This window comes from Rhodovulum imhoffii, assembly GCF_003046545.1.
In the GTDB taxonomy this organism is placed as follows: domain Bacteria; phylum Pseudomonadota; class Alphaproteobacteria; order Rhodobacterales; family Rhodobacteraceae; genus Rhodovulum; species Rhodovulum imhoffii.
The window spans coordinates 14480-39918 of the sequence record NZ_QAAA01000017.1 but is presented as its reverse complement, the minus strand read 5'-3'; the positions used below and the strand labels follow the sequence as shown (position 1 = coordinate 39918).

The 25439-nt window shown below is 63.2% G+C and carries 31 protein-coding genes; 24 read left to right on the top strand and 7 right to left on the bottom strand.

All coding sequences use genetic code 11. The annotated features are described in order from the left end of the window. The first annotated feature begins 29 nt into the window (after positions 1-29). From C8N32_RS12025 to C8N32_RS11995, 7 genes are all read left to right on the top strand, one after another. Positions 30-398, top strand: a complete 369-nt coding sequence (locus C8N32_RS12025; RefSeq protein ID WP_107893236.1) for a response regulator transcription factor — start codon at positions 30-32, stop codon at positions 396-398. After that, positions 395-643, top strand: coding sequence for a hypothetical protein (locus C8N32_RS12020; RefSeq protein ID WP_107893235.1), 249 nt, complete (start codon positions 395-397; stop codon positions 641-643). Before C8N32_RS12025 ends, C8N32_RS12020 begins: the two co-directional genes overlap by 4 nt. After that, positions 640-3324 (top strand): ATP-binding protein, encoded by a 2685-nt coding sequence (locus tag C8N32_RS12015; protein WP_107893234.1) that lies wholly within the window; start codon positions 640-642, stop codon positions 3322-3324. Before C8N32_RS12020 ends, C8N32_RS12015 begins: the two co-directional genes overlap by 4 nt. 63 nt (positions 3325-3387) lie before the next feature. Next, positions 3388-4299 carry a FliM/FliN family flagellar motor switch protein gene (locus tag C8N32_RS12010; protein WP_107893233.1) on the top strand — a complete coding sequence of 304 codons (912 nt, stop codon included), beginning with the start codon at positions 3388-3390 and terminating at the stop codon, positions 4297-4299. Positions 4300-4778: 479 nt separating this feature from the next. Beyond that, on the top strand, positions 4779-5096 hold the full coding sequence (locus tag C8N32_RS12005; RefSeq protein WP_107893232.1) for a TraR/DksA family transcriptional regulator: 318 nt from the start codon (positions 4779-4781) through the stop codon (positions 5094-5096). A 14-nt stretch (positions 5097-5110) separates the two neighbouring features. Next, positions 5111-5338, top strand: a complete 228-nt coding sequence (locus C8N32_RS12000; RefSeq protein WP_107893231.1) for a hypothetical protein — start codon at positions 5111-5113, stop codon at positions 5336-5338. 20 nt (positions 5339-5358) lie between these two features. Beyond that, positions 5359-5562, top strand: coding sequence for a hypothetical protein (locus tag C8N32_RS11995; RefSeq protein WP_107893230.1), 204 nt, complete (start codon positions 5359-5361; stop codon positions 5560-5562). A gap of 3 nt (positions 5563-5565) precedes the next feature. Here C8N32_RS11995 and C8N32_RS11990 read toward each other — a convergent pair whose 3' ends face one another. Beyond that, on the bottom strand, positions 5566-5781 hold the full coding sequence (locus tag C8N32_RS11990; RefSeq protein WP_107893229.1) for a hypothetical protein: 216 nt from the start codon (positions 5779-5781) through the stop codon (positions 5566-5568). A 122-nt stretch (positions 5782-5903) separates the two neighbouring features. On the opposite strand from C8N32_RS11990, the gene C8N32_RS11985 reads away from it, so the two are divergent. Next, positions 5904-6164 (top strand): DUF2312 domain-containing protein, encoded by a 261-nt coding sequence (locus C8N32_RS11985; protein WP_107893228.1) that lies wholly within the window; start codon positions 5904-5906, stop codon positions 6162-6164. On the opposite strand, the gene C8N32_RS11980 is transcribed toward C8N32_RS11985, so the two are convergent. The 3 genes from C8N32_RS11980 to C8N32_RS11970 all read right to left on the bottom strand — a co-directional run bounded on the left by C8N32_RS11980 (position 6165) and on the right by C8N32_RS11970 (position 8131). After that, positions 6165-7211: a YeeE/YedE family protein gene (locus C8N32_RS11980; protein WP_107893227.1), complete on the bottom strand. Its 1047-nt coding sequence runs from the start codon at positions 7209-7211 to the stop codon at positions 6165-6167. Positions 7212-7254: 43 nt separating this feature from the next. Further along, positions 7255-7635 (bottom strand): ArsR/SmtB family transcription factor, encoded by a 381-nt coding sequence (locus C8N32_RS11975; protein ID WP_107893226.1) that lies wholly within the window; start codon positions 7633-7635, stop codon positions 7255-7257. 118 nt (positions 7636-7753) lie between these two features. Continuing rightward, entirely contained in the window at positions 7754-8131 is a 378-nt protein-coding gene (locus tag C8N32_RS11970; RefSeq protein ID WP_107893225.1) for a thioredoxin domain-containing protein, read from the bottom strand. Between the two features lie 67 nt (positions 8132-8198). Between C8N32_RS11970 and C8N32_RS11965 the strand changes: the two genes are divergently transcribed. The 11 genes from C8N32_RS11965 to C8N32_RS11915 all read left to right on the top strand — a co-directional run bounded on the left by C8N32_RS11965 (position 8199) and on the right by C8N32_RS11915 (position 17962). Further along, positions 8199-8936, top strand: coding sequence for a cytochrome c biogenesis CcdA family protein (locus tag C8N32_RS11965; RefSeq protein WP_107893224.1), 738 nt, complete (start codon positions 8199-8201; stop codon positions 8934-8936). A gap of 17 nt (positions 8937-8953) precedes the next feature. Beyond that, positions 8954-9523 (top strand): thioredoxin family protein, encoded by a 570-nt coding sequence (locus C8N32_RS11960; RefSeq protein ID WP_107893223.1) that lies wholly within the window; start codon positions 8954-8956, stop codon positions 9521-9523. Between the two features lie 166 nt (positions 9524-9689). Continuing rightward, positions 9690-10124, top strand: a complete 435-nt coding sequence (gene soxX / locus C8N32_RS11955; protein ID WP_242509557.1) for a sulfur oxidation c-type cytochrome SoxX — start codon at positions 9690-9692, stop codon at positions 10122-10124. 27 nt (positions 10125-10151) lie between these two features. Then, complete coding sequence (gene soxY, locus C8N32_RS11950; RefSeq protein WP_107893221.1) at positions 10152-10568, top strand: thiosulfate oxidation carrier protein SoxY; 417 nt, start codon at positions 10152-10154, stop codon at positions 10566-10568. Between the two features lie 21 nt (positions 10569-10589). Beyond that, a complete protein-coding gene (gene soxZ, locus C8N32_RS11945) occupies positions 10590-10919 on the top strand; it encodes a thiosulfate oxidation carrier complex protein SoxZ (RefSeq protein ID WP_107893220.1) in 330 nt (109 codons plus the stop codon). Positions 10920-10949: 30 nt separating this feature from the next. Further along, positions 10950-11792 (top strand): sulfur oxidation c-type cytochrome SoxA, encoded by an 843-nt coding sequence (gene soxA, locus C8N32_RS11940; RefSeq protein WP_107893219.1) that lies wholly within the window; start codon positions 10950-10952, stop codon positions 11790-11792. Positions 11793-11898: 106 nt separating this feature from the next. After that, positions 11899-13590: a thiosulfohydrolase SoxB gene (gene soxB, locus C8N32_RS11935; RefSeq protein WP_107893218.1), complete on the top strand. Its 1692-nt coding sequence runs from the start codon at positions 11899-11901 to the stop codon at positions 13588-13590. A gap of 21 nt (positions 13591-13611) precedes the next feature. Further along, positions 13612-14874 carry a sulfite dehydrogenase gene (gene soxC, locus C8N32_RS11930; RefSeq protein ID WP_107893217.1) on the top strand — a complete coding sequence of 421 codons (1263 nt, stop codon included), beginning with the start codon at positions 13612-13614 and terminating at the stop codon, positions 14872-14874. Next, entirely contained in the window at positions 14858-15892 is a 1035-nt protein-coding gene (locus tag C8N32_RS11925) for a c-type cytochrome (protein WP_107893216.1), read from the top strand. The genes soxC and C8N32_RS11925 overlap by 17 nt, the downstream gene beginning before the upstream one ends. 26 nt (positions 15893-15918) lie before the next feature. Further along, positions 15919-16656 (top strand): c-type cytochrome, encoded by a 738-nt coding sequence (locus C8N32_RS11920; protein WP_242509460.1) that lies wholly within the window; start codon positions 15919-15921, stop codon positions 16654-16656. 40 nt (positions 16657-16696) lie between these two features. Then, positions 16697-17962 (top strand): NAD(P)/FAD-dependent oxidoreductase, encoded by a 1266-nt coding sequence (locus tag C8N32_RS11915; protein ID WP_107893215.1) that lies wholly within the window; start codon positions 16697-16699, stop codon positions 17960-17962. Here C8N32_RS11915 and C8N32_RS11910 read toward each other — a convergent pair. Continuing rightward, a complete protein-coding gene (locus C8N32_RS11910) occupies positions 17959-18453 on the bottom strand; it encodes a flavin reductase family protein (RefSeq protein WP_201132332.1) in 495 nt (164 codons plus the stop codon). The genes C8N32_RS11915 and C8N32_RS11910 overlap by 4 nt on opposite strands. Before the next feature lie 148 nt (positions 18454-18601). Here C8N32_RS11910 and phnC point away from each other — a divergent pair, with 148 nt between their 5' ends. The 5 genes from phnC to C8N32_RS11885 all read left to right on the top strand — a co-directional run bounded on the left by phnC (position 18602) and on the right by C8N32_RS11885 (position 23225). Beyond that, entirely contained in the window at positions 18602-19414 is an 813-nt protein-coding gene (gene phnC, locus C8N32_RS11905) for a phosphonate ABC transporter ATP-binding protein (protein WP_420853792.1), read from the top strand. A 43-nt stretch (positions 19415-19457) separates the two neighbouring features. Then, the gene (gene phnD / locus C8N32_RS11900; protein ID WP_107893213.1) at positions 19458-20360 is read left to right on the top strand and encodes a phosphonate ABC transporter substrate-binding protein; all 903 of its coding nucleotides are present in this window, start codon (positions 19458-19460) and stop codon (positions 20358-20360) included. A gap of 75 nt (positions 20361-20435) precedes the next feature. Then, positions 20436-21302: a phosphonate ABC transporter, permease protein PhnE gene (gene phnE / locus C8N32_RS11895; RefSeq protein WP_420853795.1), complete on the top strand. Its 867-nt coding sequence runs from the start codon at positions 20436-20438 to the stop codon at positions 21300-21302. Continuing rightward, entirely contained in the window at positions 21295-22608 is a 1314-nt protein-coding gene (phnE, locus tag C8N32_RS11890; protein ID WP_420853793.1) for a phosphonate ABC transporter, permease protein PhnE, read from the top strand. Before phnE (C8N32_RS11895) ends, phnE (C8N32_RS11890) begins: the two co-directional genes overlap by 8 nt. Further along, positions 22608-23225 (top strand): LbetaH domain-containing protein, encoded by a 618-nt coding sequence (locus tag C8N32_RS11885; protein WP_107893210.1) that lies wholly within the window; start codon positions 22608-22610, stop codon positions 23223-23225. The genes phnE (C8N32_RS11890) and C8N32_RS11885 overlap by 1 nt, the downstream gene beginning before the upstream one ends. A gap of 105 nt (positions 23226-23330) precedes the next feature. Here the strand turns inward: C8N32_RS11885 and C8N32_RS11880 are convergent, their stop codons facing one another. Then, positions 23331-24512 carry an alpha-D-ribose 1-methylphosphonate 5-triphosphate diphosphatase gene (locus C8N32_RS11880; RefSeq protein ID WP_107893209.1) on the bottom strand — a complete coding sequence of 394 codons (1182 nt, stop codon included), beginning with the start codon at positions 24510-24512 and terminating at the stop codon, positions 23331-23333. Positions 24513-24596: 84 nt separating this feature from the next. After that, positions 24597-25307: a phosphonate metabolism transcriptional regulator PhnF gene (gene phnF / locus C8N32_RS11875; RefSeq protein ID WP_107893208.1), complete on the bottom strand. Its 711-nt coding sequence runs from the start codon at positions 25305-25307 to the stop codon at positions 24597-24599. Between the last annotated feature and the right edge of the window lie 132 nt (positions 25308-25439).

Here is a 25439-nt window from a genome sequence, read left to right as displayed (position 1 = left end):
AATGCCGGGTGCGGCCAGGGGGGAAACGGATGGGCAAGCATGTCCTTCTGATCGAGGACGAGCCGAATATTATCGAGGCGATCCGCTTTATCCTCAGCCGGGACGGCTGGCGGGTGGATACCCATTCGGACGGTCAGAGCGCACTGGATGCCGTGCTGGACCGCCGCCCCGATGTGGTGATTCTCGACGTCATGCTGCCCAATCGTTCCGGTTACGACATCTTGCGCGAGATCCGCGAACAGGATGAGATTGGCAGCCTGCCGGTCCTGTTGCTGACGGCAAAGGGGCAGGCCAAGGACCGCGAAATGGCTGAGCGTCTGGGCGCCAGCCGCTTCATGACCAAGCCTTTCTCCAACACCGAGGTGCTTGCCGCCCTGCGCGAGTTGTTCCCCCAATGACCCGCCGTACGCGCCTGTTCCTGGAGCGGGAAGGCTATCGCCGACGCCGCCTGCGGGACATGGCGCGGCTGTTGCCGGTGCTGGGGATCGTGTTGTTCCTGTTGCCGCTGCTGCATGGCCGCCCGGAGGCGGGGGTGATCGCCTACCTCTTCCTGGCCTGGGCGGGGCTGATCCTGCTGGCGGGGCTTTTGTCGCGCCGGCTTCAGGAGGATCCGCCAGCGCCCCCCGGCGAGTCCGGGCCATGATCACCTATGACCTGCTTGTGGCGATCTGCCTGGCCTACGTGGTCGTGTTGTTCGCCGTTGCGTTCTGGGCCGAGCGCCGGGCGGCCGCCGGGCGAGACAACTGGCTGCGGGCGCCGCTGGTTTATACGCTGTCGTTGTCGGTCTATTGCACGGCCTGGACCTTTTACGGAGCCGTCGGATACGCGGCGCGCTCCGGGCTGGAGTTCGTGACCATTTATCTGGGGCCGACGCTGGTCCTGATCGGCTGGTGGTGGACGCTGCGCAAGCTGGTGCGTATCGGCAAGACCCAGCGGATCACCTCGATCGCGGACCTGATCTCATCGCGCTACGGGAAGTCGAACACGCTCGGCGTGATCGTGACGCTGCTGGCGGTGGTTGGCACCACGCCTTACATCGCGCTTCAACTCCAATCGGTTACGCTGTCCTTTGCGGTCTTCGTGCCGCAGGGGGCAGGGCGGTGGTCTTCGATCGACCCGAATGCCACGGCGGTTGCGGTGGCGGCGGGGCTGGCGCTGTTCACGGTGTTGTTCGGCACCAGAAATCTCGACGCGAATGAGCGTCACCACGGTGTCGTCATGGCCATCGCGGTGGAGGCCGTGGTCAAGCTTTTCGCTCTTCTGGCGGTGGGGTCTTTCGTTGTCTGGGGGTTGGGGGGCGGACCGGGTGAGATGATGGCGCGGATCAACGCCTCACCCGTCGCGCAGGATCAGATCCGGGCCGGAAGGTGGATCGGGCTGACCTTCCTGTCGGCGGCGGCGGTGCTGACGCTGCCGCGCATGTTCCAGGTCCTGGTGGTCGAGAATGCCGATGAAAAGCATCTGGCGACTGCGTCCTGGGCCTTTCCGCTGTACCTGATGCTGATGAGCTTGTTCGTCGTGCCGATTGCCGTGATCGGGCTGGAGGTCATGCCGCCGCAGGCCAACCCGGATCTGTTCGTGCTGACCGTGCCATTGGATCAGGGACGTGAGCTTTTGGCCACCCTGGCTTTCCTGGGGGGGTTTTCCTCAGCCACGTCGATGGTCATCGTGGCGGCGATCGCATTATCGACGATGGTTTCGAACCATATCGTGATGCCCCTGTTCCTGAACTGGAAAAGCGAAGGCGCGACGATGTCCGGGGATGTACGCAAGCTGGTCCTGCGGGCGCGGCGTTTCTCCATCGCCGGGGTGCTTTTCCTGGGATATCTTTATTACCGTCTTTCCGGCGGATCGGAGGCGCTGGCGGCGATCGGGCTGATTTCCTTTGCCGGTGTGGCGCAGGTGCTGCCGGCGCTGTTGGGGGGCATCTTCTGGCGGGGGGCAACCCGGCGCGGGGCGCTGGCGGGTCTGGTCACGGGGTTTGCCCTTTGGGCCTACACGCTGTTCCTGCCCAGCTTTGGCGAAGGCGCCGTGATGAGCGCCCGGTTGCTGGCCGAGGGCCCCTGGGGAATCGGCTGGTTGCGCCCTCAGGCGCTTTTCGGGGTTCAGATGGATCCGGTCGTACACGCTGTGTTCTGGAGCCTGATCCTGAACGTACTGGCCTTTTTCAGCGGGTCTCTTGCGGGGTTTCCCGGCCCGATGGAGCGATTGCAGGGGGCGCAGTTCGTGAACGTGTTCGAACGTTCCGCCGAAGGGCGCGCCTGGACCCACGGGCAGGCTGAGGCCGAAGATCTGCTGTTGATGGCCCAGCGTATTCTGGGCCCGGCCGAGGCCCAGGCCCTGTTTCACCGGGTGGCAGCCGACCAGGGCAAGGGGGGCTACCTGCCCGATATTACGCCCGAGTTCTTGCAGCATCTTGAACGGGAACTGGCGGGGTCCGTCGGGGCGGCGACGGCGCATGCCATGGTGGGGCAGATCGTGGGCCGGTCTTCGGTTTCGGTTGGGGATCTGATGGCGGTGGCTGACGAGACCGCCCAGATGATGGAGTATTCCAGCCAGCTTGAGGCCAAGTCCGAGGAACTGGCCCGTACCGCCCGCCAGTTGCGGGAGGCCAATGAGAAGCTCACTGCTCTGTCGATCCAGAAGGATGCGTTCCTGAGCCAGATCAGCCATGAACTGCGCACGCCGATGACTTCGATCCGCGCGTTCTCCGAGATTTTGATCGAGACGAAAAATCTCGCCCCCGAGGAACGCACCCGCTATTCAAGGGTGATCCACGAGGAAGCCCTGCGCCTGACCCGCCTGCTCGATGATCTTCTGGACCTGAGCGTTTTGGAAAACGGGCAGGTCACCTTGCATGAGCAGGCGGCCGATTTGTCCGATTTGCTGGACCGCGCGGCGGCGGCGGCGGGATGCAGCGGTCCGGGGGGAATCCGTATCCGGCGGGACCCGGCGCGTGAGAGGATTCGCATATTTACCGATACGGACCGGTTGACGCAGGTCTTCATAAATCTGATTGCAAACGCCCAGAAATACTGTGCCGCGGAGGTCCCCGAACTGCGTGTCGAGGTGCGCGAGGCCGGGGGACGTCTGGCGGTGGATTTCATTGACAACGGCGCCGGTATTCCGCGCAAGAGCCAGGCGTTGATCTTCGAGAAGTTTTCCCGCCTCACGGATCCGCGTTCCGCCGGCGGCGCAGGTCTTGGTCTGGCGATTTGCCGGGAGGTGATGTCCAAGCTGGGCGGGTCGATCATCTACCTGCCGGGCCAGCGCGGCGCGGCCTTCCGGGTGACCCTGCCCCAGGCCTGCCGCCGCGCGGCCTGAAAGCGCAACCATTCGTAAACTCTGCCCAGCTAAACCGCCCCAAAGATCGTTGTGGAGAGGTGGATGACAGGCAGGACGCATCAGCAAATCTTGCGCGCCAAGGCCGGGGCGGGCCGGCCGGAACGGTCCGACCTGCCGGTGGCGGCCCTGGCCCGTGCGTTGGAGCGGGGGGCGAAGGCGCTTTTCGGGTTGGAATTGGGCGTCAGCGACAAACAGATCAGCGTACAAACGCCGGAAAGTCTTGCCCGGCTTGTGCCGGAAACCGCACTGATGTTCGAAGTCGAAGGGGGGGAGGCCGGGATCGGCCTGGCCGGCATGTCTGCGGACCTGGCGCTTGCGCTGATCGAACAGCGTCTGACCGGGGGCCTTGGCACGACGACCGCGCCGCGCCGCTCCACGCGGGTTGAAACCGCCCTGTTGCGGGAGGGGCTGACACCGCTTCTGTGTGAACTGTCCCCGGTTTTGCGCTGCGGCCCGGTGGTGGAGACCCCGCGCCTGCTGCCCATGCTGATGGGGGAGGCGCGCCTGCGTTTGCTGGAGTTCGGCGTTTCGATTGCGCTTGGTCAGCGCCGGGGGGTGCTTTGGCTGGCGGTACCGATGGCGGGTCGGCCCGCCCTGAGACGCGATGATCGGCGCGGGGAGTGGCGTATGTTGATGCGCAACAATCTTAATGCCGCGCCGATGGCCTGCAAGGCCATCCTTTGGCGTGGAACCTTGCCGTTGGCGCAATTGCGCGGTCTCGATGTGGGGGATCTTGTCCCGGTACCGGCCCGCGCGCTGCAGGCGGTGCGTCTTGAAACCGTGGAACGGACCCTGCTTGCCACAGGCCGGCTGGGGCAATCGCAGGGGCAAAAGGCGATCAGGCTGGACGCGGGGGGGGGAATGGCCGCGCAGGTGCCGGAACCGGCTGCGCAGGGCGTGGTGGGAGAACTGGCTTTCGCGGAGGAGGGGCTGGGGGAGCCTGAAGGCGGGTGATGACCTCCTTGGCGAATCGTGGGGGGGCGAAAGCGGGTATGGACTTGTACGGTGTGGTGGAACGCGCCGGCGCATTGCCGGAAGGTCTGTGCAGCAGTTTGTCGCGTCACATGCCGGTCATGCCGTCCTGTTCCCTGGAACTCCTGACCGGACGTTCCCTTCGGTTGGATCGGGGTCGGGGCGTTGTTCCTGTCGGCCGCCGTCTCGCGCATATGCGGATATGCCGGGGGGAGATGGCGCGTTCGAAATCCGTTTGGGTTCAGGCGTCTGCCCTCCTGCCTGCGGTTCATGGCCATGCGGAGGGAATACGGAGCCGTGTATCAGGAAAAAAGAGAAAGAATGCCCCCTTTTCAAGCGGTTTGTTACAGAGACTTCATCCCCGGCGTGTGTAGTGGCGGGCACGTTGCAACTTGACGTAAGTCAAAGATGAGAGGGCGGGGAGAGTGCAACCTGCACCGCAGGTGAGTGGAGTATGCGATATGGCCCCTTCAGATGTGCGTCGAGATGCCCTGCTGACTCGGCTGCCCGAATTGGAGCATCGCTTGCAGGATGTCGGGCGAGAGCTGGATGCACATTGCGCACGCGATTGGGAAGTTCTCGCGACCGGACGGGAAGACGACGGAGTTTTGGAACAGATGGAATCCGCGGGAATGGCAGAAATCGAACAGATTCGCGCAGCCCTGCGCTGTGTCGATGACGGCATGTATGGGGTGTGTGTACAGTGCGGGGGCGCCATTTCCGAAAGCCGCCTGGATGTGTTGCCCGCAACACCAACCTGCCGCCACTGCGCCAAGTGATCTGGGGAAAGACAATGGCAGACCACATCAACCGTCAGGGCCTTCGCGCCTCGGGGCTTTATCAGAACGCAGCTTCGCGCGATCAGATTCGCGCGCATATCGAATCCGTCCTTCGCTCCGGCTTGGTGGCGGAGCGCGTGCAGCAGGGGCTGGCGCGCGGAGCGGTGGGCCGCGGCGGGATACGGCACACCACCCCCCGCGGCCGGTCCCCCTGGGCGCGGGACCAGCGCAGCACAGGGTGAGAGCCGGAACAGGGGGAGAGATGACAGTCGAGAATTTCAGAGCCGGAATCGACCGGCTTCTGCGCGAAGTCGAGGAGCGTCCCGCGGACCGCCATGCGCTGTGGGACCGGATCCACGAAAAGATCGCACAGTACCAGAGCCTCGGCCAGCCTCTTCCCGAAGACATCGCCCGCCTCTACGCAGAGTTGGACGATGACGATGTCTTCGACAATTTCCCGGTCTAGGCGTCAGCCCAGCGTGATCCCGATCACGACCAGCATCAGGCCAATGGCCGACAGTCCCAGCGCGGCCATGTTCAGCGCCACCAGCTTTTGGAGCCGCGCGCGCATCCGGTCCTCGGGCAGGGCTTCGCGCCGGACGCGCACTGCCTGCAGGATGCACCACACCAGCCCGGCCAGTCCTCCCAGGGAAATCGCCGCCCCAAGCCAGATCATCCATTCCATGATTGCGCCCTCTTGTTTCTTGCGCCGGGCGTAGCCCAAGCCCCCGCCCCATGCAAGGGTAGGGCTTGCGGCAGACGGAGCAGGCGGCTACCACGTCGCCAGACCTGAACAAGAGGCAGACGATGGACGAGACCAGCATCGAAAGCAGCTACCGTGTTACCGCCGACGAATTGCGTCAGTTCATTGAGCGGTTCGAGCGGCTGGAGGCCGAAAAGAAAGACATCGCCGATCAGCAGAAAGAAGTCATGGCCGAGGCCAAGGGCCGTGGCTACGACACCAAGGTGATGCGCAAGGTCATTGCCCTGCGCAAGCGCGACAAAGATGACATCGCAGAGGAAGAGGCAGTGCTTGAGATGTACAAGCAGGCGCTTGGCATGGCCTGATCATTCGGGCTGAAACCCGGCGATCAGCCGGCGCAGCCCGACCAGAGCCCCGGCATAGATCGCGGCGACCGTTACGGGGGCCGACCATGCCAATGTCGCGAAGGCCGTGGCGCCTTGCCCGATGGAACAACCCAGCGCGATGACACCGCCGACCCCCATGAGCGCGGCCCCCGCCACTTGCCGGCCCAGTTCACGGGGGTCTTCGCAGGCCTCCCAGCGGAAGCTGCCCTTGCGGAGGGAGCCGATCCACGCCCCCAAAAGCACCCCCAAAACCGATCCGACCGAGAAGGACAACCCCCCGGCCGAGGATGTCATCAGCCACATCAATGTGCGCCCCAGCGGGGCGGTGAAGGTGTGACCCTCTACCGGAATCGCGTCGAAACTCATGTCATTCAGTGCCGATGTTCCCCACAGGGCCGCGCTGATCGCCAGCCCTGCGGCTACGCCCCAGCCGATTCGCCGGCGGCTGGCCCGCAGCGGCGCGTGGGAGAGCGCCCAGGCAAAGAAGCCTGTCGCCACTGCCATGGCCCAGATCAGGGGCGGGATACCCGTTTCCTGTTGCAAGAGATGGGCAAACCCCTGAAACCCGCCTGACGGCACTTGGGGGAAGGCCCAGTCGCGCAGCGGCGACAGTGGTCCGGAAAGGGTTATGAACCCGAAGATGGAAACCACCACCACGATCACCAGAGACCGCAGGTCCCCGCCGCCGAACCGCGCCAGTGCTCCGAACCCGCAATTGCCAGCCAGTGCCATGCCATAGCCGAACACCGCCCCCCCCAGGATGCTGGCGGCGGGGTTCCAGGAAATGGCGTGATAGGGCGATTCGGCCAGGGCGATGTGCCCCAGCGCGGCCAGCAGATAGGTCGTGGAAATCGCCGTGCCCAGAACTATGCCCCACATCCGCAGGCGGCGCTGGTCATGGCCATACGCGGCGCTTTCGATCGCGCCAAGCGTACAGAATTCCCCCAGGCGGGCCGCCAGCCCAAGGATGCACCCTGTTGTCAGCCCGATCAGTGCGGCCCAGATTTCTGCCGGGATGCTGTCCATGTGTTCCCTCCCTTGCGCATGCCCGTCCTTGCCGGGGACCTTGCTACGCCTTTCTCCCCGTAGGCGGGGCGTTCGGACTGCAGAACATGTCATACATCAGTTCCAGAAGACGCCGTGCGCGTTCATCGGCCAGAGAATAATAGATCGTTTTGCCTTCGCGCCGGTATCCGACCAGCCCCTCCAGCCGGAGCCGCGCCAGTTGCTGACTGACCGCCGCCTGCCGTGAGGAGAGCAACGTTTCCAGTTCGGTCACCGATTTCTCACCGGTGGAGAGGTGGCACAGAATCATCAGACGCCCTTCATGGGACAGCGCCTTGAGAAAGCCCGATGCGGTCTCGGCGTGCTGGAGCATGTCCTCCGGCGGGATTTCGCCCTCTTCGGGGGGGCGCCCCGGATCGAAGGGCTGCACTGTGTCTGCACTCATATCGTATCGTTCAGATCGGTGGGCCGGTCTGGTCCTTCTTGTTCCCAGGCGCCCAGCAGGCGCAGGTCTGATGTATAGCAGGGACCTGCGTGCATAAAGTCTCTTCTGCGGTGACGGTTCACTGCGCGGTCTCCCGCCATTCGGGCTGGGTGTGCAGCATCTGCCCGAGCAGCGTCCAGAAGAAGGCTTCTCCGGGGTAGCCTTCCAGCCGACCGATTTCCGACCCGTCGCGCAGCAAGACGAAAGTCGGTGTGTAGACCGGACGTGAGATCAGCACCATCCCGGCGGGCAGTGGGGTGGTGATGTCAATCCTTTGCAGTGGAGCGGTGCGGCCCTCGTCCGTTTTTGGCCAGATCGGGCCGATTTCCTGTCGCCACTGATCGCAATACCCGCAGCCCTCCTGTTCGAACATCGCAAGGCGTAAATCCGCCCTTGCCGGTCCTGACAGGGCGCCCAGGGCCCCAAGGCCCGCCAGGGTCAGGAAAAAACGTTTCATTGAAACCTGTCCCGTTACATATAAAAATCTTAATATGTTTTTGCATTCACGGCAAGGGAGGGCCCCGATGCTTGAAATTTCCTACGGTGGTGCCGCGATTGCCGGTCTTCTGTCGTTCCTGTCGCCCTGTATCCTGCCGATTGTTCCTTTTTACCTTTGCTACATGGCCGGCATTTCGATGAACGAGTTGCGCGGCGAAGACCGTATCGCGCCGGGAGCGGTGCGGCGGCTGGGTGTTTCCGCAGTGTTTTTCGCCCTTGGGGTGACGTCGATCTTTGTACTTCTGGGGATGGGGGCGACGGCGCTGGGGCAGGGATTTCGGGCATGGAAGGAAGAACTGTCCTATCTCGCGGCGTTGATTCTGTTCGTTTTCGGGCTGCATTTCCTGGGCATCGTGCGCATCCCGTTCCTGTATCGGGAGGCGCGGATGGAATCGAAGGCTGAGCCGACGACGATTTTGGGGGCTTACATGATGGGGCTGGCGTTCGGCTTCGGCTGGACGCCCTGCGTCGGACCGGCGCTGGCGGCGATTCTGATGGTCGCCAGCGGCATGGGTGATGTGTGGCGGGGGGGGCTTTTGCTTCTGGTCTACGGATTGGCGATGACGCTGCCCTTCGTTCTGGCGGCGCTGTTTGCCAAACCGTTCCTGCGCTGGATGCAGCGCAACCGCAGATATCTGGGCCATGTCGAAAAGGCGATGGGGGTCATGCTGATTCTCTTCGCGGGTCTGATCGCCACGAACTCCGTGGCGGTTATCGCCCAGTTCATGATCGACAATGTGCCGTGGTTTTCAAAACTCGGCTGAATGAAGGGAGGACAAGCATGAAGAAGATATCACTGGTTTTTGCTGCACTCATGGCGCTGGCTCTGCCGGGGCTGGCGGTGCCGGTCGGTGACGACGGCCTGCACAAGCCCGACTGGCTGCACGACACCTTCAAGGACATGCGTGAGGACCTGGCCGAAGCCACGGCCCAGGGCAAGCGCCTGATGATCCTATGGGAGCAGCGCGGCTGTATCTACTGCAGCCAGATGCACGAGGAGGTGTTCACCGCCCCCGAGATCGAAGCATTGATCCATGACAACTATCATGTGATCCAGATGAATCTCTTCGGAGATGTGGAGGTCACGGATCTCGATGGAACGGTCTTGCCGGAAAAGGAAATGGCAAAGCGATGGAATGTCGTTTTCACGCCAACCCTGATCTTCCTGCCCGAGTCGGCGGAGGGTTTCGAATCGGTGTCCGATGCCGCGGTGGTCGCGATGCCCGGCGCCTTCGGAAAGATCACCACAAAGGCGCTTCTGACATGGGTTCTGAATAAGGGCTACGAGGGGGAAGAACACTTCCAGAAGTATGTCGCCCGCATGGCAGAGGAGGCGCAGGGCAAGAATTGATTTCAATATCAGCTCTCTGCGGGGTGCAAACATAAATATGCAAAAAATTATATTTGTTGTTGCATGCAAAGGGGGCTGTTCGCTACGCTGACGGAAGGGAAAGACACTGGGAGGAGTCTTGACGATGCAACAAGCCGCATGTGCTGCGGCCTGTCTGGTAGCCAGTATGGGTTTGGTCCAAGCGGCCGAGCTTGCCCCCGCGGATCTGAGCTATGACGAGGCAGGCCATCTGCAGGCCCCACTGACCGACATGCCGGGCGACCCTGCGAACGGGCGCAAAGTGATGGCGACGAAAAGCCAGGGGAACTGTATCTCCTGTCATGCGATCAGCGAAATGGCCGATGTGCCTTTCCACGGTGAGGTCGGCCCGCTTCTGGACGGGGTCGCCAGCCGTTACGACGAGGCGATGATCCGCGGGATCGTCACGCATTCCAAGGGCGTGTTCGAAGGCACGGTGATGCCCAGCTATTACAAGGTAGACGGGTTCATCCGCCCCGGCGAGGGTTTTACCGGCAAGCCCAAGGACGGCCCGGTAGACCCACTGCTGACGGCGCAACAGGTTGAGGATGTCGTCGCTTATCTGATGACACTCACGGATTAACGGCCTGCACGGGTCAGGGAGGAAAACATGACTTTCACAAGACGACAGGCGATAGCGACCGGCACGGGGTTTGCCGTAGCCCTGGCGCTGCCGCTGCCCGCGCGCGCCGCGCTGGAGGATACGATCGCCGAATTCACCGCCGGCGCGGCGGTGGGCGAGGGGGGGATTACCCTGACGGCCCCGGAAATCGCTGAGAATGGCAACACCGTGCCCGTCGAGGTGGATGCCCCCGGCGCGGTTGCGGTGATGCTGCTGGCCTCGGGCAACCCCAGTCCCGATGTCTGTACCTTCAGTTTCGGGTCTCTGGCCGGGGCGCAACGCGCCTCAACCCGCATTCGTCTCGCGGGGACGCAGGATGTGATTGCCATCGCAAAGATGGGGGATGGCAGCTTTACCCGTACCCAGAGCACCGTGAAAGTCACCATCGGCGGCTGCGGCGGCTGAGGATAAAGGGAGGACCAGAACATGGCAGAAGGTGTCAGAGCCCGCGTGAAGGCGCCCGCGACTGCGGCGGCGGGAGAATCCGTTACAATCAAGACCCTCATCAGCCATCCGATGGAATCGGGACAGCGCAAGGATGGCGACGGAAATCCGATTCCGCGGGCGATCATCAATCGTTTCACATGTGTGTTCAACGGTGAGACGGTGGTGGATGTGATGCTGGAACCGGCAATTTCCACCAACCCCTATTTCGAGTTCGAGGCCACGATTCCGGAGGCGGGCGATATGGTATTTACCTGGTATGACGACGATGGGTCCGTCTACGAGGAGACCAAATCGATCGCCATCGGCTGAGCCTTGCATGTTTCAAAGGGAGGGAAACGCATGAGACAGGCCTGGCTTGGCATCGTGGTCGGCGTCGCGTTCGCGGGGGCGGCGACGGCGGACGAGTTTGCGAAACTCGTCGTCAATGGTGAAATCGAAATGGTTACGCGCACGCAGGCGCCCGACCACATGGAGGCGATCGACGAGATCCGGTCCGGCTGGACGTTTCGCACCGGCGAAACGCAGACTCTGCAAATGGACGACTTTGACAACCCCGGCATGGTTTTCGTCGAGCAGGCGGTCGAGGCATGGGCCGTCGCCGAAGGCGGTATGGGCAAGTCCTGTGCCGATTGCCATGGCGATGTGGCCGATGGCATGAAGGGCGTGCGGGCCGTGTATCCGAAGTGGAACGAAACCGCAGGGGAAGTCCGTACGCTGGAAATGCAGATCAACGATTGCCGAACCACCCGCATGGGGGCCGACGAATGGAGCTATGCGGGCGATCCCATGACCAACATGGTGGCGCTGGTTTCCTCGGTTTCGCGCGGCATGCCGGTCAACGTGGCAAACGATGGCCCCGCTTCCGAAACCTGGGCGCTGGGTAAGGAAATCTACTATACCCGTTATGGCCAGTTGGAACTGTCCTGCGCGAACTGCCACGAAGAGAACTATGATAACTACATCCGCGCCGACCATCTCAGCCAGGGCCAGATCAACGGCTTCCCCACATACAGGTTGAAGAATGCCAAGCTGAACTCGGTCCATTCCCGGTTCAAGGGGTGCATCCGCGATACGCGGGCGCACACATTCTCGCCCGGGTCGCCGGAATTCGTGGCGCTGGAGCTTTATGTCGCCACACGCGGCAACGGGCTGTCGGTCGAAGGGCCGTCGGTGCGGAACTGACACATCCCCGCGCGGGTGGCCGCGCGGGGACGGATTTTAACGCAGATACAGGCGATACCGCTGCCCGGCAGCGACCGGGGAAGATTTGCGCAAAGGAAAAGTTGCCATGATTTCAAGACGCGATTTCTTGCAAGCCAGCGTGGCGGCCACGGCGCTGTACGGGGCTTCGGGCGCAGGCAACTGGGCGCGCATCGCCGCGCAGCAGGCTTTGACCCAGGACCAGCTTTTGCAATTCGACACGTTCGGCAATGTCACGCTGATACATATCACGGACATTCACGCACAGATGCGCCCGGTCTGGTTCCGCGAACCTGAAGTCAACCTTGGCGTGGGGGCGGCAAACGGTTTGCCGCCCCATGTGACGGGCCACGATTTTCTGAACCTTTTCAACCTGCGCCCTGGCACCCCCGAGGCTTACGCGCTGACCTATCAGGACTTTTCCGCACTTGCCCGCACCTATGGACGCATGGGCGGACTGGATCGCGTTGCCACGGTTCTGGCCGCCATTCGCGCCGACCGGCCAGACGCACTTCTGCTGGACGGGGGGGATACGTGGCACGGGTCTCTGACGGCCCACCGCACCGCCGGACAGGATGTGGTGAACGTGATGAACGCGCTCGCCCCCGATGCGATGACCAGCCACTGGGAATTCACTTTCGGCCTCGCCCGTGTGAGCGAGATCGTCGACAGCCTTGCTTTCCCGTTCCTTGGCGCCAACATCTTCGATGCGGAATGGGACGAACCCGCCTATGACCCCTTCAAGATGTTTGAGCGCGGCGGCGCTAAGATCGCGGTGATCGGGCAGGCGTTCCCCTATCTGCCGATCGCGAACCCGAAATGGATGTTTCCAGGCCTGTCCTTTGGTGTCCGGGAGGACCGCATGGCCGAGGTCGTGGCCGAGGTGCGCGCCGCAGGGGCTGACCTTGTCGTGCTGCTTTCCCATAACGGGTTCGATGTCGATCGCAAGCTGGCGGCGCAGGTGCCGGGGATCGACGTCATCCTCACCGGGCACACGCACGATGCCCTCCCCGAACCGGTGCAGGTCGGCAAAACGATGCTGATCGCCAGTGGCAGCAACGGCAAGTTCGTGACCCGGCTGGATCTGGATGTGCAGGGCGGGCAGGTGCGGGGATTCCGTCACAAGCTGATCCCGATCTTCGCTGACGTCATCTCGCCAGATCCGGAGATCGCCGCCCTGATCGAGGCCGAGCGGGCGCCCTTCAGGGACGAACTGGAAGAGGTGTTGGGCACGACCGACAGTCTTCTTTACCGCCGGGGCAATTTCAATGGGACCTGGGACGACCTGATCTGCAACGCCCTGATCGATGAGCGTGAGGCCGATATTGCGCTTTCGCCCGGCTTCCGCTGGGGGCCGAGCCTGCTGCCCGGTGATCCGATCACGCGGGAGGACCTGTTCAACGCGACTTCGATGTCCTACCCGCAGGCCTACCGCACCGAGATGACGGGCAAGATGTTGCACACGGTGCTGGAAGATGTCGCCGACAACCTGTTTCACCCCGATCCCTATTATCAGCAGGGTGGCGACATGGTGCGCGTGGGGGGCATGGGCTACCGCATCGACGTGTCCAGGCCCCAGGGCCGGCGCATCACCGACATGACGCTTTTGAAGACGGGGGAGGCGCTCGATCCGGCGAAAAGCTACGTCGTCGCGGGTTGGGCCAGCGTGAATGAAGGCACCGAGGGGCCGCCCATCTGGGAGGTCGTCGAAAACCACATCCGCCGGCAAGGTACCGTGCGGGTGGACCCGAACAAGTCCGTCCAGGTGACGGGGGCGTAAGCGCCAACAGGGAGGACACAGATGAACGACACGCCAAACACCACGCGGCGCGGGTTTCTCAAGGCCGGGCTTGCCACCGGGGGGGCGCTGGCCGCTGGGGGGGGCGGGGCCGCGGCGAACCCCGATCCGCTGATCACCGAGGTTCAGCCCTGGGCCACCGGGCTGGGCGCGGGAGTGGACGCCACCCCCTACGGTCTGCCGATCGAATACGAGGCTGACGTCATCCGTCGCAACGTGCCTTGGCTGACAGCCGATGTGATCAGTTCGATCAACTTCACGCCGATTCACGCGCTTGACGGGACCATCACGCCCCAGGGCTGTGCATTCGAACGCCATCACTCCGGCGCCATCGACATGCGCAAGGAAGATTACCGCCTGATGATCAACGGACTTGTCGATACGCCGCTGGTCTTCACCTACGCGGATCTCGAACGCTTTCCGCGTGTGAACCACACCTATTTCCTCGAATGTGCCGCGAATACGGGGATGGAATGGGCGGGCGCACAGTTGAACGGCGCGCAGTTTACCCATGGCATGATCCACAACATGGAATATACCGGCGTGCCCTTGCGCACCTTACTGGAGGAGGCGGGAATTCAGCCCTCCGCACGCTGGATCTATGTCGAGGGGGCGGATGCGTCCTCGAACGGGCGCTCGATCCCGTTGGAGAAGGCGCTGGACGATGTGCTGGTTGCCTTCAGAGCCAATGGCGAGGCCTTGCGGATGGAACATGGTTATCCGGTGCGGCTTTGCGTGCCGGGTTGGGAAGGCAACATGTGGGTGAAGTGGCTGCGCCGGGTCGAGGTCATGGACCGCCCCGTCGAAAGCCGCGAGGAAACCAGCAAATACACCGATACGCTGGCCGACGGCACCAGCCGGAAATGGACCTGGGTGATGGATGCGAAGTCGATCATCACCTCACCCAGCCCGCAATCGCCCATTGTCCACGGACACGGGCCGCTCGTCATTGCCGGGCTGGCCTGGTCGGGGCGCGGCGCAATCGAGCGCGTCGATGTTTCGCTGGATGGCGGCAGGAACTGGCAAAGCGCGCGGCTGGCCGCGCCGCCGCAGCCGATGGCGCTGACGCGCTTTTACCTTGAGATCGAATGGGACGGCTCCGAGATGCTGCTGCAATCGCGGGCGATCGACAGTACCGGCTATGTCCAGCCCACCAAGGCGCAACTGCGCGAGGTCCGTGGGCTGAATTCGATCTACCACAACAACTGTATCCAGACCTGGTGGATCAAGCCGGACGGGGAGGCCGAGAATGTCGAAGTTTCGTAACCTTTTGGTCTGCACGGCGCTGGCCAGCCTGGCCGCGGCCCCGGCACTGGCGGAGAAGCTGGGCCTGGGGCGCCCCGCCCTGCCTGAGGAAATTGCCGCCTGGGATGTGGATGTCAGCCCCGATGGTGCCGGCCTGCCGCCGGGGTCCGGATCGGTTGCGGATGGAGAGGTGCTGTTTTCGGAAAACTGTGCTGTCTGCCATGGGGAATTCGCCGAGGGTGTGGACAACTGGCCCAAGCTGGCCGGGGGCGATGGAACACTGGCCCGTGAAGACCCGCTGAAGACCGTGGGATCGTACTGGCCGTACCTGTCTACGGTTTGGGATTACGTCCATCGCACCATGCCGTTTGGGGGCGCGCAGACGCTTTCCGATGACGAGGTATATGCCATTGTCGCGTATATCCTGTATTCCAATTATCTTGTGGACGATGAATTCGTGCTTTCGCAGGAAAATTTCCTGGAGGTCGAAATGCCCAATGCAGGGGGCTTCATCGTCGATGACCGCGATGGGGTGGAGGTGCCGCGCTTTAGCCAGCCTCCGTGCATGAACGACTGCAAGGACAGCGTCGGGATCACGATGCGCGCGGCGGTTCTGGATGTCACCCCCGACGAGACCGCAGCCGGGGAAACAGCATCCGAAGCTGTGCAGGTTGCCGTGGCCGAGACCACGGTGCCTGCCGCGGCCAGTGCCCCGGACCCGGCGCTGGTCGCTCAGGGGGAAAAGGTTTTTCGCGAATGTGCCGCCTGTCACCGTATCGGCGAAGGGGCGACCCACCGCGTCGGCCCGATCCTGACCGGCGTTTACATGCGTGCGGCGGCGCAGGCGGAAGGGTTCCGTTACTCCCCTGCGATGACCGAGGCGGGTGAGGGCGGACTGCTTTGGGACCAGACGACGTTGGACGCCTATCTCGAACGGCCTGCCGATGTTGTGCCGCGCGGGCGGATGTCTTTCCGCGGGCTAAGCGAGCCCGGCGACCGGGAAGCCGTCATTGCCTATCTGCGAAGCTTTTCCGAATAGGTGGGTTTGTCTTGCCGGCGGCGATCATGATCCACGCACTTCGCCTTATGGGGGAGAGGGGTGTCACAGGCCTGGCGCTGTGTCTGGCCTTCGGCGCGCAGGCGCAGGAGGCCCCGCGCGCCGTGCCGATCGGGGATGTCGCGCGTGGCGCCGAGGTCTGGGTTTTTTGCAGCGGCTGCCATCAGATCGGGGCCGGGGCCGAAAACGGCATCGGCCCGCATCTCAACCGTATCTTCGGGCGGCGTGCGGCGTCGGTGCCGGAGTTTCCCTATTCCCGTTCCATGCAGCGGGCCGGGCGGGATCAGCTTATCTGGACCCTGGAGACGCTGGATGCCTACCTGGAGAATCCCAAGGCGCTGGTTTCCGGAACGCGGATGAGCTTTGAAGGTTTGCCCGACCCGGAGGAACGGGCCGATCTTCTGGCCTATCTGCGGGATTTTTCGGCCAGCCCCGCCAATATCCCCGAGGCCGCGCCGACCGCGCGTGCGCTTGTACCGGCGCTTGCGCCGGAGGTGCTGGCGATTGCCGGGGATACCGCCTATGGCGAGTATCTCTCCAGCGAATGCAAGACCTGCCACCAGAGCGACGGATCCGACGAGGGCATCCCGTCGATCGTTTTGTGGCCCGAAGAGGATTTCGTGCTGGCCATGCACGCCTACAAGCAAAAGCTGCGCCCGCATCCGGTGATGCAGATGATGGCCGGTCGGCTGAGCGACGAAGAAATCGCCGCGCTGGCCGCATATTTTGGTAAGCTCGGTCTTTAAGGAATTTGGAAGCGCGCATTGAAACCCAAGGGAGGAGAGAATGGCATTGAACAGACGGAGTTTCCTTGGCGCCGCGCTGGCAGCCGGGGCGGCAGTGTCTGCGCCGGCGGTGCTGGGGCAGGGCAGGCCGAAGGTCGTCGTCATTGGCGGCGGCGCGGGCGGGGCGACCGCCGCGCGCTATATCGCCAAGGACAGTGCAGGCGCCATCGATGTGACGCTGGTGGAGCCCACGCGCACCTATTTCACCTGTTTCTTCTCGAACCTCTATATCGGCGGTTTCCGGGAGCTGTCCTCCATTGCCCATTCCTATGGCACGCTGGCCTCCGATTATGGCATCAACGTGGTCCATGACTGGGCCGTGGGCGTGGATCGCGATACGAAGACCGTCACGCTGGCTTCCGGGCACAGCCTGGCCTACGACCGGCTTGTCGTCGCGCCGGGGATCGACTTCGTGGATGAGTCTGTGCCGGGCTGGGATCTCAACGCCCAGATCAAAATGCCCCACGCCTGGAAAGCGGGCAGCCAGACCCAGCTTTTGAAATACCAGGTCGAGGCAATGCCCGAAGGCGGCACTTTCTGCATGGTCGCGCCGCCGAACCCGTTCCGCTGCCCGCCGGGACCGTATGAGCGGGTTTCGATGATCGCGCATGTGCTGAAGGCACAAAACCCGACCGCGAAGATTCTGATCGTCGACCCGAAGGAGAAGTTCTCCAAGCAGGCACTGTTCGAGGAGGGCTGGCAGCGCCACTATTCCGGCATGATCGACCGCATCGGTCCCGATTTTGGCGGCGGCAACGCGGAGGTGCGCCCCGATGCGATGGAGGTCGTGATCGACGGCGCAGTAGAAAAGGTTGATGTCTGCAACGTGATCCCGGCGCAAAAGGCGGGGCATATCGCGCATCTTGCCGGGCTGGCCGACAGCAGTGGGTTCTGCCCCATCGTCCCCGCCACGATGCAAAGCCGGATGGACGAGAACATCCATGTGCTTGGCGATGCCTGCATCGCAGGGGATATGCCCAAATCCGGATTTTCGGCCAACAGCCAGGCCAAGGTTGCCGCGATGGCGGTGCGGGCCGCCCTGACCGGCAGCCGTGCCTTCCCGGCGAAATATTCGAACACCTGCTGGTCGCTGATCGAAACCGACGATGGCGTCAAGGTGGGGGCGTCCTACCAGCCGACGGAGGAAAAGATTGCGAAGGTGGACGGGTTCATCAGCCAGACCGGAGAAGATGCCGCCCTGCGCAAGGCCACCTACGAGGAATCGCTGGGCTGGTATGCGGGGATTGCCATGGATATCTTCGGCTAAACCCCGCGCGCGGGCGAAAAGGTCCCGAAATGGCCCGCGGAAAAGACAAGCGGTGCGCCCTCCCGCTGGGCGCATTGCTCCACCCGGCCGATGACGATGGCGTGATCGCCGCCGTCATGTACCGCTTCGCGCTGGCAGATGAACCGCGCCAGCCAGCCGGTTGACAGCAATGGTGGTTCCGTTCCTTCAAGGTCCAGCCCTTTCATCTGAGCCGATCTTGCGAAATGGGCCGCTGTGTCCCGGCCCTCGGCAGAAAGCACATGCACTGCGAAGCGTTTCGCTCCGGTCATGGCTGTGAACCGGGCGGAGGCGCGCGCCGGCGACCACAGCACCAGCGGTGGGTTCAGCGAAACCGAGGCGAAGCTGTTCGCGGTCATCCCCAGAGGCCCGTCCGGCCCCCGTACCGTCACCACCGTTACACCCGTTGCAAAGGTGCCAAGCGCATCGCGGAATGCGCGCGCGGTATCGGGGCCGGGGGAGAAAATAAGCATGGGAATCCTCACGGTTGCGGCGGGCACAGAATGAGCCATCCGGGCGGGCAGGGCAACCGGGCCCGGTCGTCACGAAAGCTTCAAGATTTTGCCACAGTTCCGTCGTGGCAGGGGGATAGCCACACCGCGAAGCAAGATGAGGATGAGCATGCTGCTGAGTGTGGAGAACGTGACCCGGATATTCGGGCGCAACGTGGCGGTGGACAACGCCAGTTTCCGGGTCGCAAAACCCGCTATGATCGGCGTCATCGGGCGTTCCGGTGCGGGGAAGTCCACCCTGTTGCGGATGATCAACCGCCTGACCGATGCGACCGAGGGCGCGATTCGATTCGAGGGTTGCGATGTCCTGAAACTGACCGGCGCGCAAAAGCGCGCCTGGCAATCCGACTGCGCGATGATCTTCCAGCAGTTCAATCTTGTGCCACGTCTGGATGTGGTCTCGAACGTGCTGCACGGGACGCTCAACCGGCAATCGGCGGCGGCGACGTTTTTCAACCTTTACCCGCGCGCGGATATCTATCGCGCCATCGACATCCTTGAACGGCTGGGGATCGCGGAACAGGCCGCCAAGCGGGCCGAAGCCCTTTCGGGCGGGCAGCAGCAGCGCGTGGCGATTGCCCGTGCCCTGATGCAGGATCCACGCATCATCCTGGCCGATGAGCCTATCGCCAGCCTCGATCCGATGAACGCGCAGGTGGTGATGCAGGCCCTGCGCCGTATCCACGAGGAGGACGGCCGCATGGTCATTGCCAACCTGCACACGCTGGATACGGCGCGCCGCTACTGTGACAGGGTGATCGGCATGCGTGACGGGCGGATCGTGTTCGACGGCACGCCCGGGCAACTGACCACCGGTGTCGCGCGCGACATCTACGGCGCGGACGCCTCTTTTTCGGAGGCGGCGACCTCGACCGCGATCGAAACGCTCGACACGCCCCATCAGGTGGAAGAACCCGCCTGATCCTTCCCCGGCCCCGCAGGGCCTTCCCAACCGGAGAGAAACGATGAAAAATCTTCTTGCCACGCTTGCTGCGGCGGCCTTCCTGGCCACCCCCGCCCTGGCCGACGACATCAGGGAGTTCCGCATCGGAATTCTCGGGGGTGAAAATGCCCAGGATCGCCTGAATTCCTATGAATGTCTGCGCACCAAAGCCGCCGACCTGCTGGGCGTCGAGACCAAGCTCTTCGCCCCGGCGGATTATAATGGGGTCATCCAGGGCCTGCTGGGCGGGACCATCGACATGGCCTGGCTGGGGGCCTCCGGCTATGCCAAGACCTATCTGGAAAACCCCGAAGCGGTGGAGCCGGTCTTGGTCAAGGTCAATAACGATGGCGGCTATGGATATTTCTCGGTCGGGTTTGCCCGCAAGGACAGCGGCATCGCCTCGCTTGAAGACATGCAGGGCAAGAAGTTCGGTTTCGGGGATCCGAATTCCACCAGCGGCTACCTGATCCCGTCCATCGAAATCCCGCAGGCCACCGGTGCCACCATGCAGTCGGGCGACTATTTCGGAGAGGTCGTCTTTACCGGCGGGCATGAGCAGACCATCGTGGCCGTTGCCAACGGCGATGTGGACGCCGGCGTGACCTGGGCCGACGGTCTTGGGAACTGGGAAGACGGGTACAATTCCGGCGCCTTGCGCAAGGCGGTGGATGCCGGCCTGGTGGACATGAACGACCTGGTGGAGATCTGGCGCTCCAAGCCCATCCCGGAAGGTCCGATCGTATTGCGCCGTGCGTTGCCGGAAGGTGTCAAGGTCAGGGTGACTGCGCTGATGGCATCGTTGGAATCCATGGACAAGGAGTGCTTTTACAACGTCGCCGCAGGTGAGGCGGCGGGCTTCATGCCCATCACCCACGCGGCCTATACCTCGATCGTCGAGGCCCGCAAGGCCAAATCCAACTAGGCGCTGCGCCTGTCGTGCGGTCCCGCGTCGTTCGGGGCCGCCTCTTGTTTCCAAAGGACAACATCGATGGCAGACATGATCTCTCCCGCCGTGTCGGGAGGCCTTGACATACGCGCCCGCTACATGGCGCTGGCCCAGCGCAAGCGGATGTATTCGGGCCTGACCCTGATTGTCTTCCTGGCATTGATGGCGTCGGGCTTCGTGATCGCGAACGATCGCAACGCCGGGGGGTTCTGGGAAGGTCTGCCGAACATTTTCGCCTTTCCCGCGCAGGTCGTTTCCGAGGCCGGCGAAAAGGCTGCCCTTCTGCCCGGTCATCTGGTCGCGTTCCTGCCCGCGCTGTTGGAAACGATCAACATCGCAGCCGTTTCCACGCTGCTGGGGGGAGTTCTGGGTCTTGTCCTGTCGCTTCTGTCGACGCGGGGTCTGGCGCGGTTTCCCCGGCTGATCCCGCTGTTTCGCCGGATCATGGACGTGATGCGTGCGATCCCGGAAATCGTTATTGCGCTGGTGCTGATTTTCGTTATGGGGGGCGGGCCTGTTCCGGCGATGATCGCCATTGCGTTTCATACCGCGGGGGCGCTGGGCAAGCTGTTTTCCGAGGTCAACGAGAACGCGGATCTCAAGCCCGTGGAGGGGTTGCAATCGGTGGGGGCAAGCTGGGCCCAGCGTATGATGCTGGGGATCATTCCGCAGGTTGCACCCAATTACATCAGCTATGCGCTGTTGCGCTTCGAGATCAACATCCGTGCCTCGGCCATCCTTGGTTTCGTAGGGGCGGGGGGCATCGGGTATGAACTGAAAAACGCCATGTCCTGGGGGCAGGGAAAGTTTGACGAGGCCGCCGCGATTTTCATTCTTCTGTTCGGGGCCATCGTGTTTTTCGACCAGATATCAAGCCACTACCGAAACCGCCTGACCGGGGGGGCGCATGATGTCTGATACCGCATTCTACAAGGCGCAGGCAGAGGCACTCTTTTCCCGCAAGCGGATGATGGCCGCCGGGTTGCCGCTTCTGGTGCTGTTTTACCTGGGCTATATCTTTTTCGCCTTCGATCTGCCGGGCCTGATGGAACGCGCCCGGATGGATAATGCCCGCGCGCTGGTGGCCGACAGCTACAGCTACAAAACCCATGTTACCCGCGACAACGCAACCCATGATGTGACCATTGCCATCGAGGGGGAGCGCAAGGGCACTTATGCCAAGGGCACTGCGCCGGGCTGGGTCACGTTTGATGGGGAAATCACGCGCATCGACCTTGGGCGGGGACATATCGTCACTTACACCCCGGAGACGATTTTCTACGACATGCCCGGTTTTGGCCTGATCGAGGCTACGCCGACCCGCGACGGGGGTGTCGTGACCAACCTGGAGGGCGACCTGCCGGACTGGATCAACAAGTCGAAGAACCGTCTTGCGATAACCACGGAGGCCGGGCGCCTGACCGTGACCCGCAACCGCACGGAGGTGTTTCGCTATGCCATGGGCTGGGAGCTGTTTTTCTTCACGCTCGACAGCCCCTACCATGGCCACGGGCCGGGTGAGATCCTGTTCGGCAGCCGCATCGATCCGGCACGGTCAAACCTGCAAGGCGCATGGCATGATTTCTGGTCCAACAGCATGTGGCGCCACGGCGATGTCGCATGGGCGATCTTCGAAACCATCCTGATGGCGTTTCTTGGCACGATGGGGGCGGCGCTGGTGGCCTTGCCGATGGCGTTCCTTGCGGCGCGGAACTTTACGCCGGTCATGACCGTGCGCTTTGCCATACGCCGCGTGTTCGACTTCGTGCGCGGGGTCGACGCCCTGATATGGACGATCGTGTTGGCGCGAGCCTTCGGGCCGGGGCCGCTGACCGGGGCGCTGGCGATCCTGCTGACCGATTCCGGAAGTTTCGGAAAGATGTTCTCCGAGGCGCTGGAGAACGTGGATCAAAAACAGATCGAAGGTGTCCAGTCCACCGGCGCTCCGGTGGTGGCGCGCTATCGTTTTGGTGTCATTCCGCAAATCACTCCGGTGCTGTTGAGCCAGGTGCTCTATTTCCTCGAATCCAATACCCGCAGCGCCACGATTATCGGGGCGATCACGGGGGGCGGGATCGGGCTGCTGCTGACCCAGGCGATCATCACGCAGAAAGACTGGGAAGAAGTAACCTATTACATCGTTCTCATCATTCTGATGGTCATGCTGATGGATTGGTTTTCGGGCATTTTGCGCCGCCGTCTGATAAAGGGGGAAGGGTCCTGATGTCCCGCCTTTCCGAGGCGGAGCCTGTCCTTCACCCCGATTGTGAGATCACGAACAGCCAGATGGGGCGCTTCGTGGAGATCGGCCGGGGGACGCGGCTTCTCAACAGCGAGATGGGGGATTATGCCTATACCGACCGCTACGCGGACATCGCCAATACGGCGGTCGGCAAATTCGCCAATATCGCCAGCTTTTCGCGTATCGGCCCCACCGATCACCCGATGCACCGTGCCAGTCTGCACCATTTCCTTTATCGTTCTGCCGACTACTGGGCAGGGGCACGGGATGACGCGGCGTTCTTTACCGCCCGTGCAGCCCGTCGCACCCGGATCGGCCACGACACCTGGATCGGTCATGGGGCCATCGTGCGCCCGGAGATTGCCGCGGGCGATGGGGCGGTGGTTGCGGCCGGGGCGGTGGTCACCAAGGACGTGGCCCCCTATATGATCGTCGCCGGGGTTCCCGCGGCCCCGCTGCGTGCCCGCTTTCCGGCGGAAGTGGCGCAGAGGCTTCAGGCGCTTGCGTGGTGGGACTGGCCCCATGACAGGCTGTGTACCGCACTGGAGGATTTCCGGCACCTAGACATCCATGCCTTCCTCGAAAAACACTGCGGGTAAAAAAGGGGTGAAAAGGAAGGTGCCATCCTGCGCGCCTCAAATGGCCGCTCGCCGCAGGGGTGTGGCGCGGTCAAAGGCGGTCCCGGCTCCCCATGAGGTGGCGTTTTATTCCGCGGCCATGTCCAGAAGATGAATCCGCTGTGCGAAACGGTGTGCGGCCTCACCTGCGAGATAGCTCAGCCGCCCGCCCGAAATGGTCATTTCAACGGCGCGGGTTTGGGCGTTGACAACGCACAGATCGGCCCGGCGACCGAAATCCAGACGTCCCCGGTCTGGCAGGCGCAAAATTTCTGCCGGTTTTTCCGAGATCAGTGCCCAGGCCCGTGGCAGGGTCAGGATGCCGTGATCCACGAGACGCCAGACCGCATTTGTCAGGGCCGGGTAATAGTAATCGGAGACCAGCCCGTCACAAAGCCCCTGCGCAATCAGGTCCGATGCGGCGACGTTCCCGGATTGCGACCCGCCCCGCACCACGTTCGGCGCACCCAAAAGCACCGGGTCCCCCATGGCGCGGGCCGCCGCGGCGGCCTTGCGTGTGGTCGGGAATTCCGCAATCCGCGCCCCGATCATCGAATACCGCTCACGGGTTTCGCCGTCCGGATCGTCGTGGGAGCCATAAAGCACCCCAAGTTCGTCGAAGGCTTCGGCCAGCTTGCACAGGTGGCGGGGAACCTCTGTGGCGCGGGCCTGTGCCTGGTGAACCAGGCGCATGTGTTCCCGCACCGGGCGCCCGGCCTGACGCGCCCAAAGCCGAATCAGGTCGGGGCGGGAGGCCGCGTAATCCAGCGCCTCGTCGAGATGGTTGTTGAATACCACGTAGCCGACCCCATAACGGCGTATGGCCTTCAGAAGGCGGGGGGCGCTGTCGACCATGTGCGTTTCGCACCGTATCTGGAGCCGCAAATCCGTCAGCATGCGGGGGCGGTAGGCCTCCAGCGCGGCCATCATGGCGCAGGCCTGGTCGGGGCTGCGATGGCCGCCTTCCCAGGACCAGGCCTGCGCCAGCCATGCGGTCGTCACCCCGTTGGCGGCGGCATCGCGATCTGTCGCCGCAAGGCCCGTCGACAGGTCGAACCGCGCCGAGGGACGGGGCGCGATGTGGCGTTCGAACGCGTCGCCATGCAGGTCGACGATTCCCGGCAGAATCTGGTACCCCGACATGTCCACCTCGGGCAGGGGGCCTTTGGTGATGCGCCCTTCGGCGATGGAAAGCGAGCGTCGCTGCATCTCTCCGTCTCGCAGGATCGTCGCGCCGGTAAAGCGCAAAGGCTGTAGCGTCCGGGTCATGGTGGCTCTCGCCGTTGGCGTGGAAACTGCCCGAAGGGTATTGCGTTTCTGTATCGCCAGTGTGACAGCCCTCCGGGCTTCAAACTATTCCGGGGCGATCGTAAGGCTGATCCGGTCTCCCGCGAACCAGGTGTGGCCGTATTCGACAGGCTGGCCGGTTTCATCGACGTTGATGCCGATGGTCCGCAGGATGGGCGCGCCCTCACGTATGCGCAGATGCAGGGCCTGGGTCGCGGTCGCGAGTTTCGCCGTCAGCCGGCTTGACGCGCGCGTGTAATCGGCCACGCCCCCGCGGGACAACGCAGCCGTGACCGAGGGGGTTTCTTCCAGGTCCTGCGGCAAGGTTGGGAAGCGGGCTGCCGGGAAGACGCTGCGAAACAGGGCCAGCGGGGTGCCATTGGCCAGGGAAATCCCTTCATAGGCGTGGACCTGTGCGCCGTCCCTCAGGTGCAGGGCCGTGGTTTCCGCGCGGTCGGGCAGGCGGGTTTCGATCAGCAGTATGGTCTTGTCCGGGGTCTGGCCTGCCGCCCGCAGATTCTGGTGGAACCGGACCCGCCGCCCCAGTGGATAATCGGTAGGGGGTGCCGCCACGAAAACCCCTGCGCCGCGCCGTGGGTGTACCAGCCCGCTTTCCGCCATCCCGGCCAGGGCGCGGCGCACGGTATGGCGGTTGACGCCGAAACGACGGGACAGTTCGGCCTCGGTGGGCAGCTTGTCGCCCACGCGATACCGGCCCGTGCCGATCTCGGCGCGCAGAGTGTCCAGGATGGATTTCCAGATCGCGGTGCGGGGCATGTCAGAAAAACTTCACATCAGGGTGTCTTGTGCGACTCGGGGATATCCGGGTATGACTTGTCTAGTTGTATATTAACATAGACAAATCGGCAAGCTGTCCAAATGGAAAACCTGACAACCCGAAAAGGCTGG

Coding starts and splice junctions, on each gene's coding strand:
- C8N32_RS11990 (WP_107893229.1), bottom strand. CDS start 5,781: ATGGAATGGATGATCTGGCTTGGGGCGGCGATTTCCCTGGGAGGACTG.
- C8N32_RS12020 (WP_107893235.1), top strand. CDS start 395: ATGACCCGCCGTACGCGCCTGTTCCTGGAGCGGGAAGGCTATCGCCGA.
- phnF (WP_107893208.1), bottom strand. CDS start 25,307: ATGCCCCGCACCGCGATCTGGAAATCCATCCTGGACACTCTGCGCGCC.
- C8N32_RS12025 (WP_107893236.1), top strand. CDS start 30: ATGGGCAAGCATGTCCTTCTGATCGAGGACGAGCCGAATATTATCGAG.
- C8N32_RS11980 (WP_107893227.1), bottom strand. CDS start 7,211: ATGGACAGCATCCCGGCAGAAATCTGGGCCGCACTGATCGGGCTGACA.
- C8N32_RS11995 (WP_107893230.1), top strand. CDS start 5,359: ATGACAGTCGAGAATTTCAGAGCCGGAATCGACCGGCTTCTGCGCGAA.
- phnD (WP_107893213.1), top strand. CDS start 19,458: ATGAAAAATCTTCTTGCCACGCTTGCTGCGGCGGCCTTCCTGGCCACC.
- C8N32_RS12010 (WP_107893233.1), top strand. CDS start 3,388: ATGACAGGCAGGACGCATCAGCAAATCTTGCGCGCCAAGGCCGGGGCG.
- C8N32_RS11920 (WP_242509460.1), top strand. CDS start 15,919: ATGATCCACGCACTTCGCCTTATGGGGGAGAGGGGTGTCACAGGCCTG.
- phnE (WP_420853795.1), top strand. CDS start 20,436: ATGATCTCTCCCGCCGTGTCGGGAGGCCTTGACATACGCGCCCGCTAC.
- C8N32_RS11915 (WP_107893215.1), top strand. CDS start 16,697: ATGGCATTGAACAGACGGAGTTTCCTTGGCGCCGCGCTGGCAGCCGGG.
- C8N32_RS11880 (WP_107893209.1), bottom strand. CDS start 24,512: ATGACCCGGACGCTACAGCCTTTGCGCTTTACCGGCGCGACGATCCTG.
- C8N32_RS11925 (WP_107893216.1), top strand. CDS start 14,858: ATGTCGAAGTTTCGTAACCTTTTGGTCTGCACGGCGCTGGCCAGCCTG.
- soxY (WP_107893221.1), top strand. CDS start 10,152: ATGACTTTCACAAGACGACAGGCGATAGCGACCGGCACGGGGTTTGCC.
- soxB (WP_107893218.1), top strand. CDS start 11,899: ATGATTTCAAGACGCGATTTCTTGCAAGCCAGCGTGGCGGCCACGGCG.
- phnE (WP_420853793.1), top strand. CDS start 21,295: ATGTCTGATACCGCATTCTACAAGGCGCAGGCAGAGGCACTCTTTTCC.
- C8N32_RS11965 (WP_107893224.1), top strand. CDS start 8,199: ATGCTTGAAATTTCCTACGGTGGTGCCGCGATTGCCGGTCTTCTGTCG.
- C8N32_RS12015 (WP_107893234.1), top strand. CDS start 640: ATGATCACCTATGACCTGCTTGTGGCGATCTGCCTGGCCTACGTGGTC.
- C8N32_RS11885 (WP_107893210.1), top strand. CDS start 22,608: ATGTCCCGCCTTTCCGAGGCGGAGCCTGTCCTTCACCCCGATTGTGAG.
- C8N32_RS11970 (WP_107893225.1), bottom strand. CDS start 8,131: ATGAAACGTTTTTTCCTGACCCTGGCGGGCCTTGGGGCCCTGGGCGCC.
- C8N32_RS12000 (WP_107893231.1), top strand. CDS start 5,111: ATGGCAGACCACATCAACCGTCAGGGCCTTCGCGCCTCGGGGCTTTAT.
- C8N32_RS11910 (WP_201132332.1), bottom strand. CDS start 18,453: ATGCTTATTTTCTCCCCCGGCCCCGATACCGCGCGCGCATTCCGCGAT.
- C8N32_RS11985 (WP_107893228.1), top strand. CDS start 5,904: ATGGACGAGACCAGCATCGAAAGCAGCTACCGTGTTACCGCCGACGAA.
- soxA (WP_107893219.1), top strand. CDS start 10,950: ATGAGACAGGCCTGGCTTGGCATCGTGGTCGGCGTCGCGTTCGCGGGG.
- C8N32_RS12005 (WP_107893232.1), top strand. CDS start 4,779: ATGGCCCCTTCAGATGTGCGTCGAGATGCCCTGCTGACTCGGCTGCCC.
- soxX (WP_242509557.1), top strand. CDS start 9,690: ATGGGTTTGGTCCAAGCGGCCGAGCTTGCCCCCGCGGATCTGAGCTAT.
- soxC (WP_107893217.1), top strand. CDS start 13,612: ATGAACGACACGCCAAACACCACGCGGCGCGGGTTTCTCAAGGCCGGG.
- C8N32_RS11960 (WP_107893223.1), top strand. CDS start 8,954: ATGAAGAAGATATCACTGGTTTTTGCTGCACTCATGGCGCTGGCTCTG.
- soxZ (WP_107893220.1), top strand. CDS start 10,590: ATGGCAGAAGGTGTCAGAGCCCGCGTGAAGGCGCCCGCGACTGCGGCG.
- C8N32_RS11975 (WP_107893226.1), bottom strand. CDS start 7,635: ATGAGTGCAGACACAGTGCAGCCCTTCGATCCGGGGCGCCCCCCCGAA.
- phnC (WP_420853792.1), top strand. CDS start 18,602: ATGCTGCTGAGTGTGGAGAACGTGACCCGGATATTCGGGCGCAACGTG.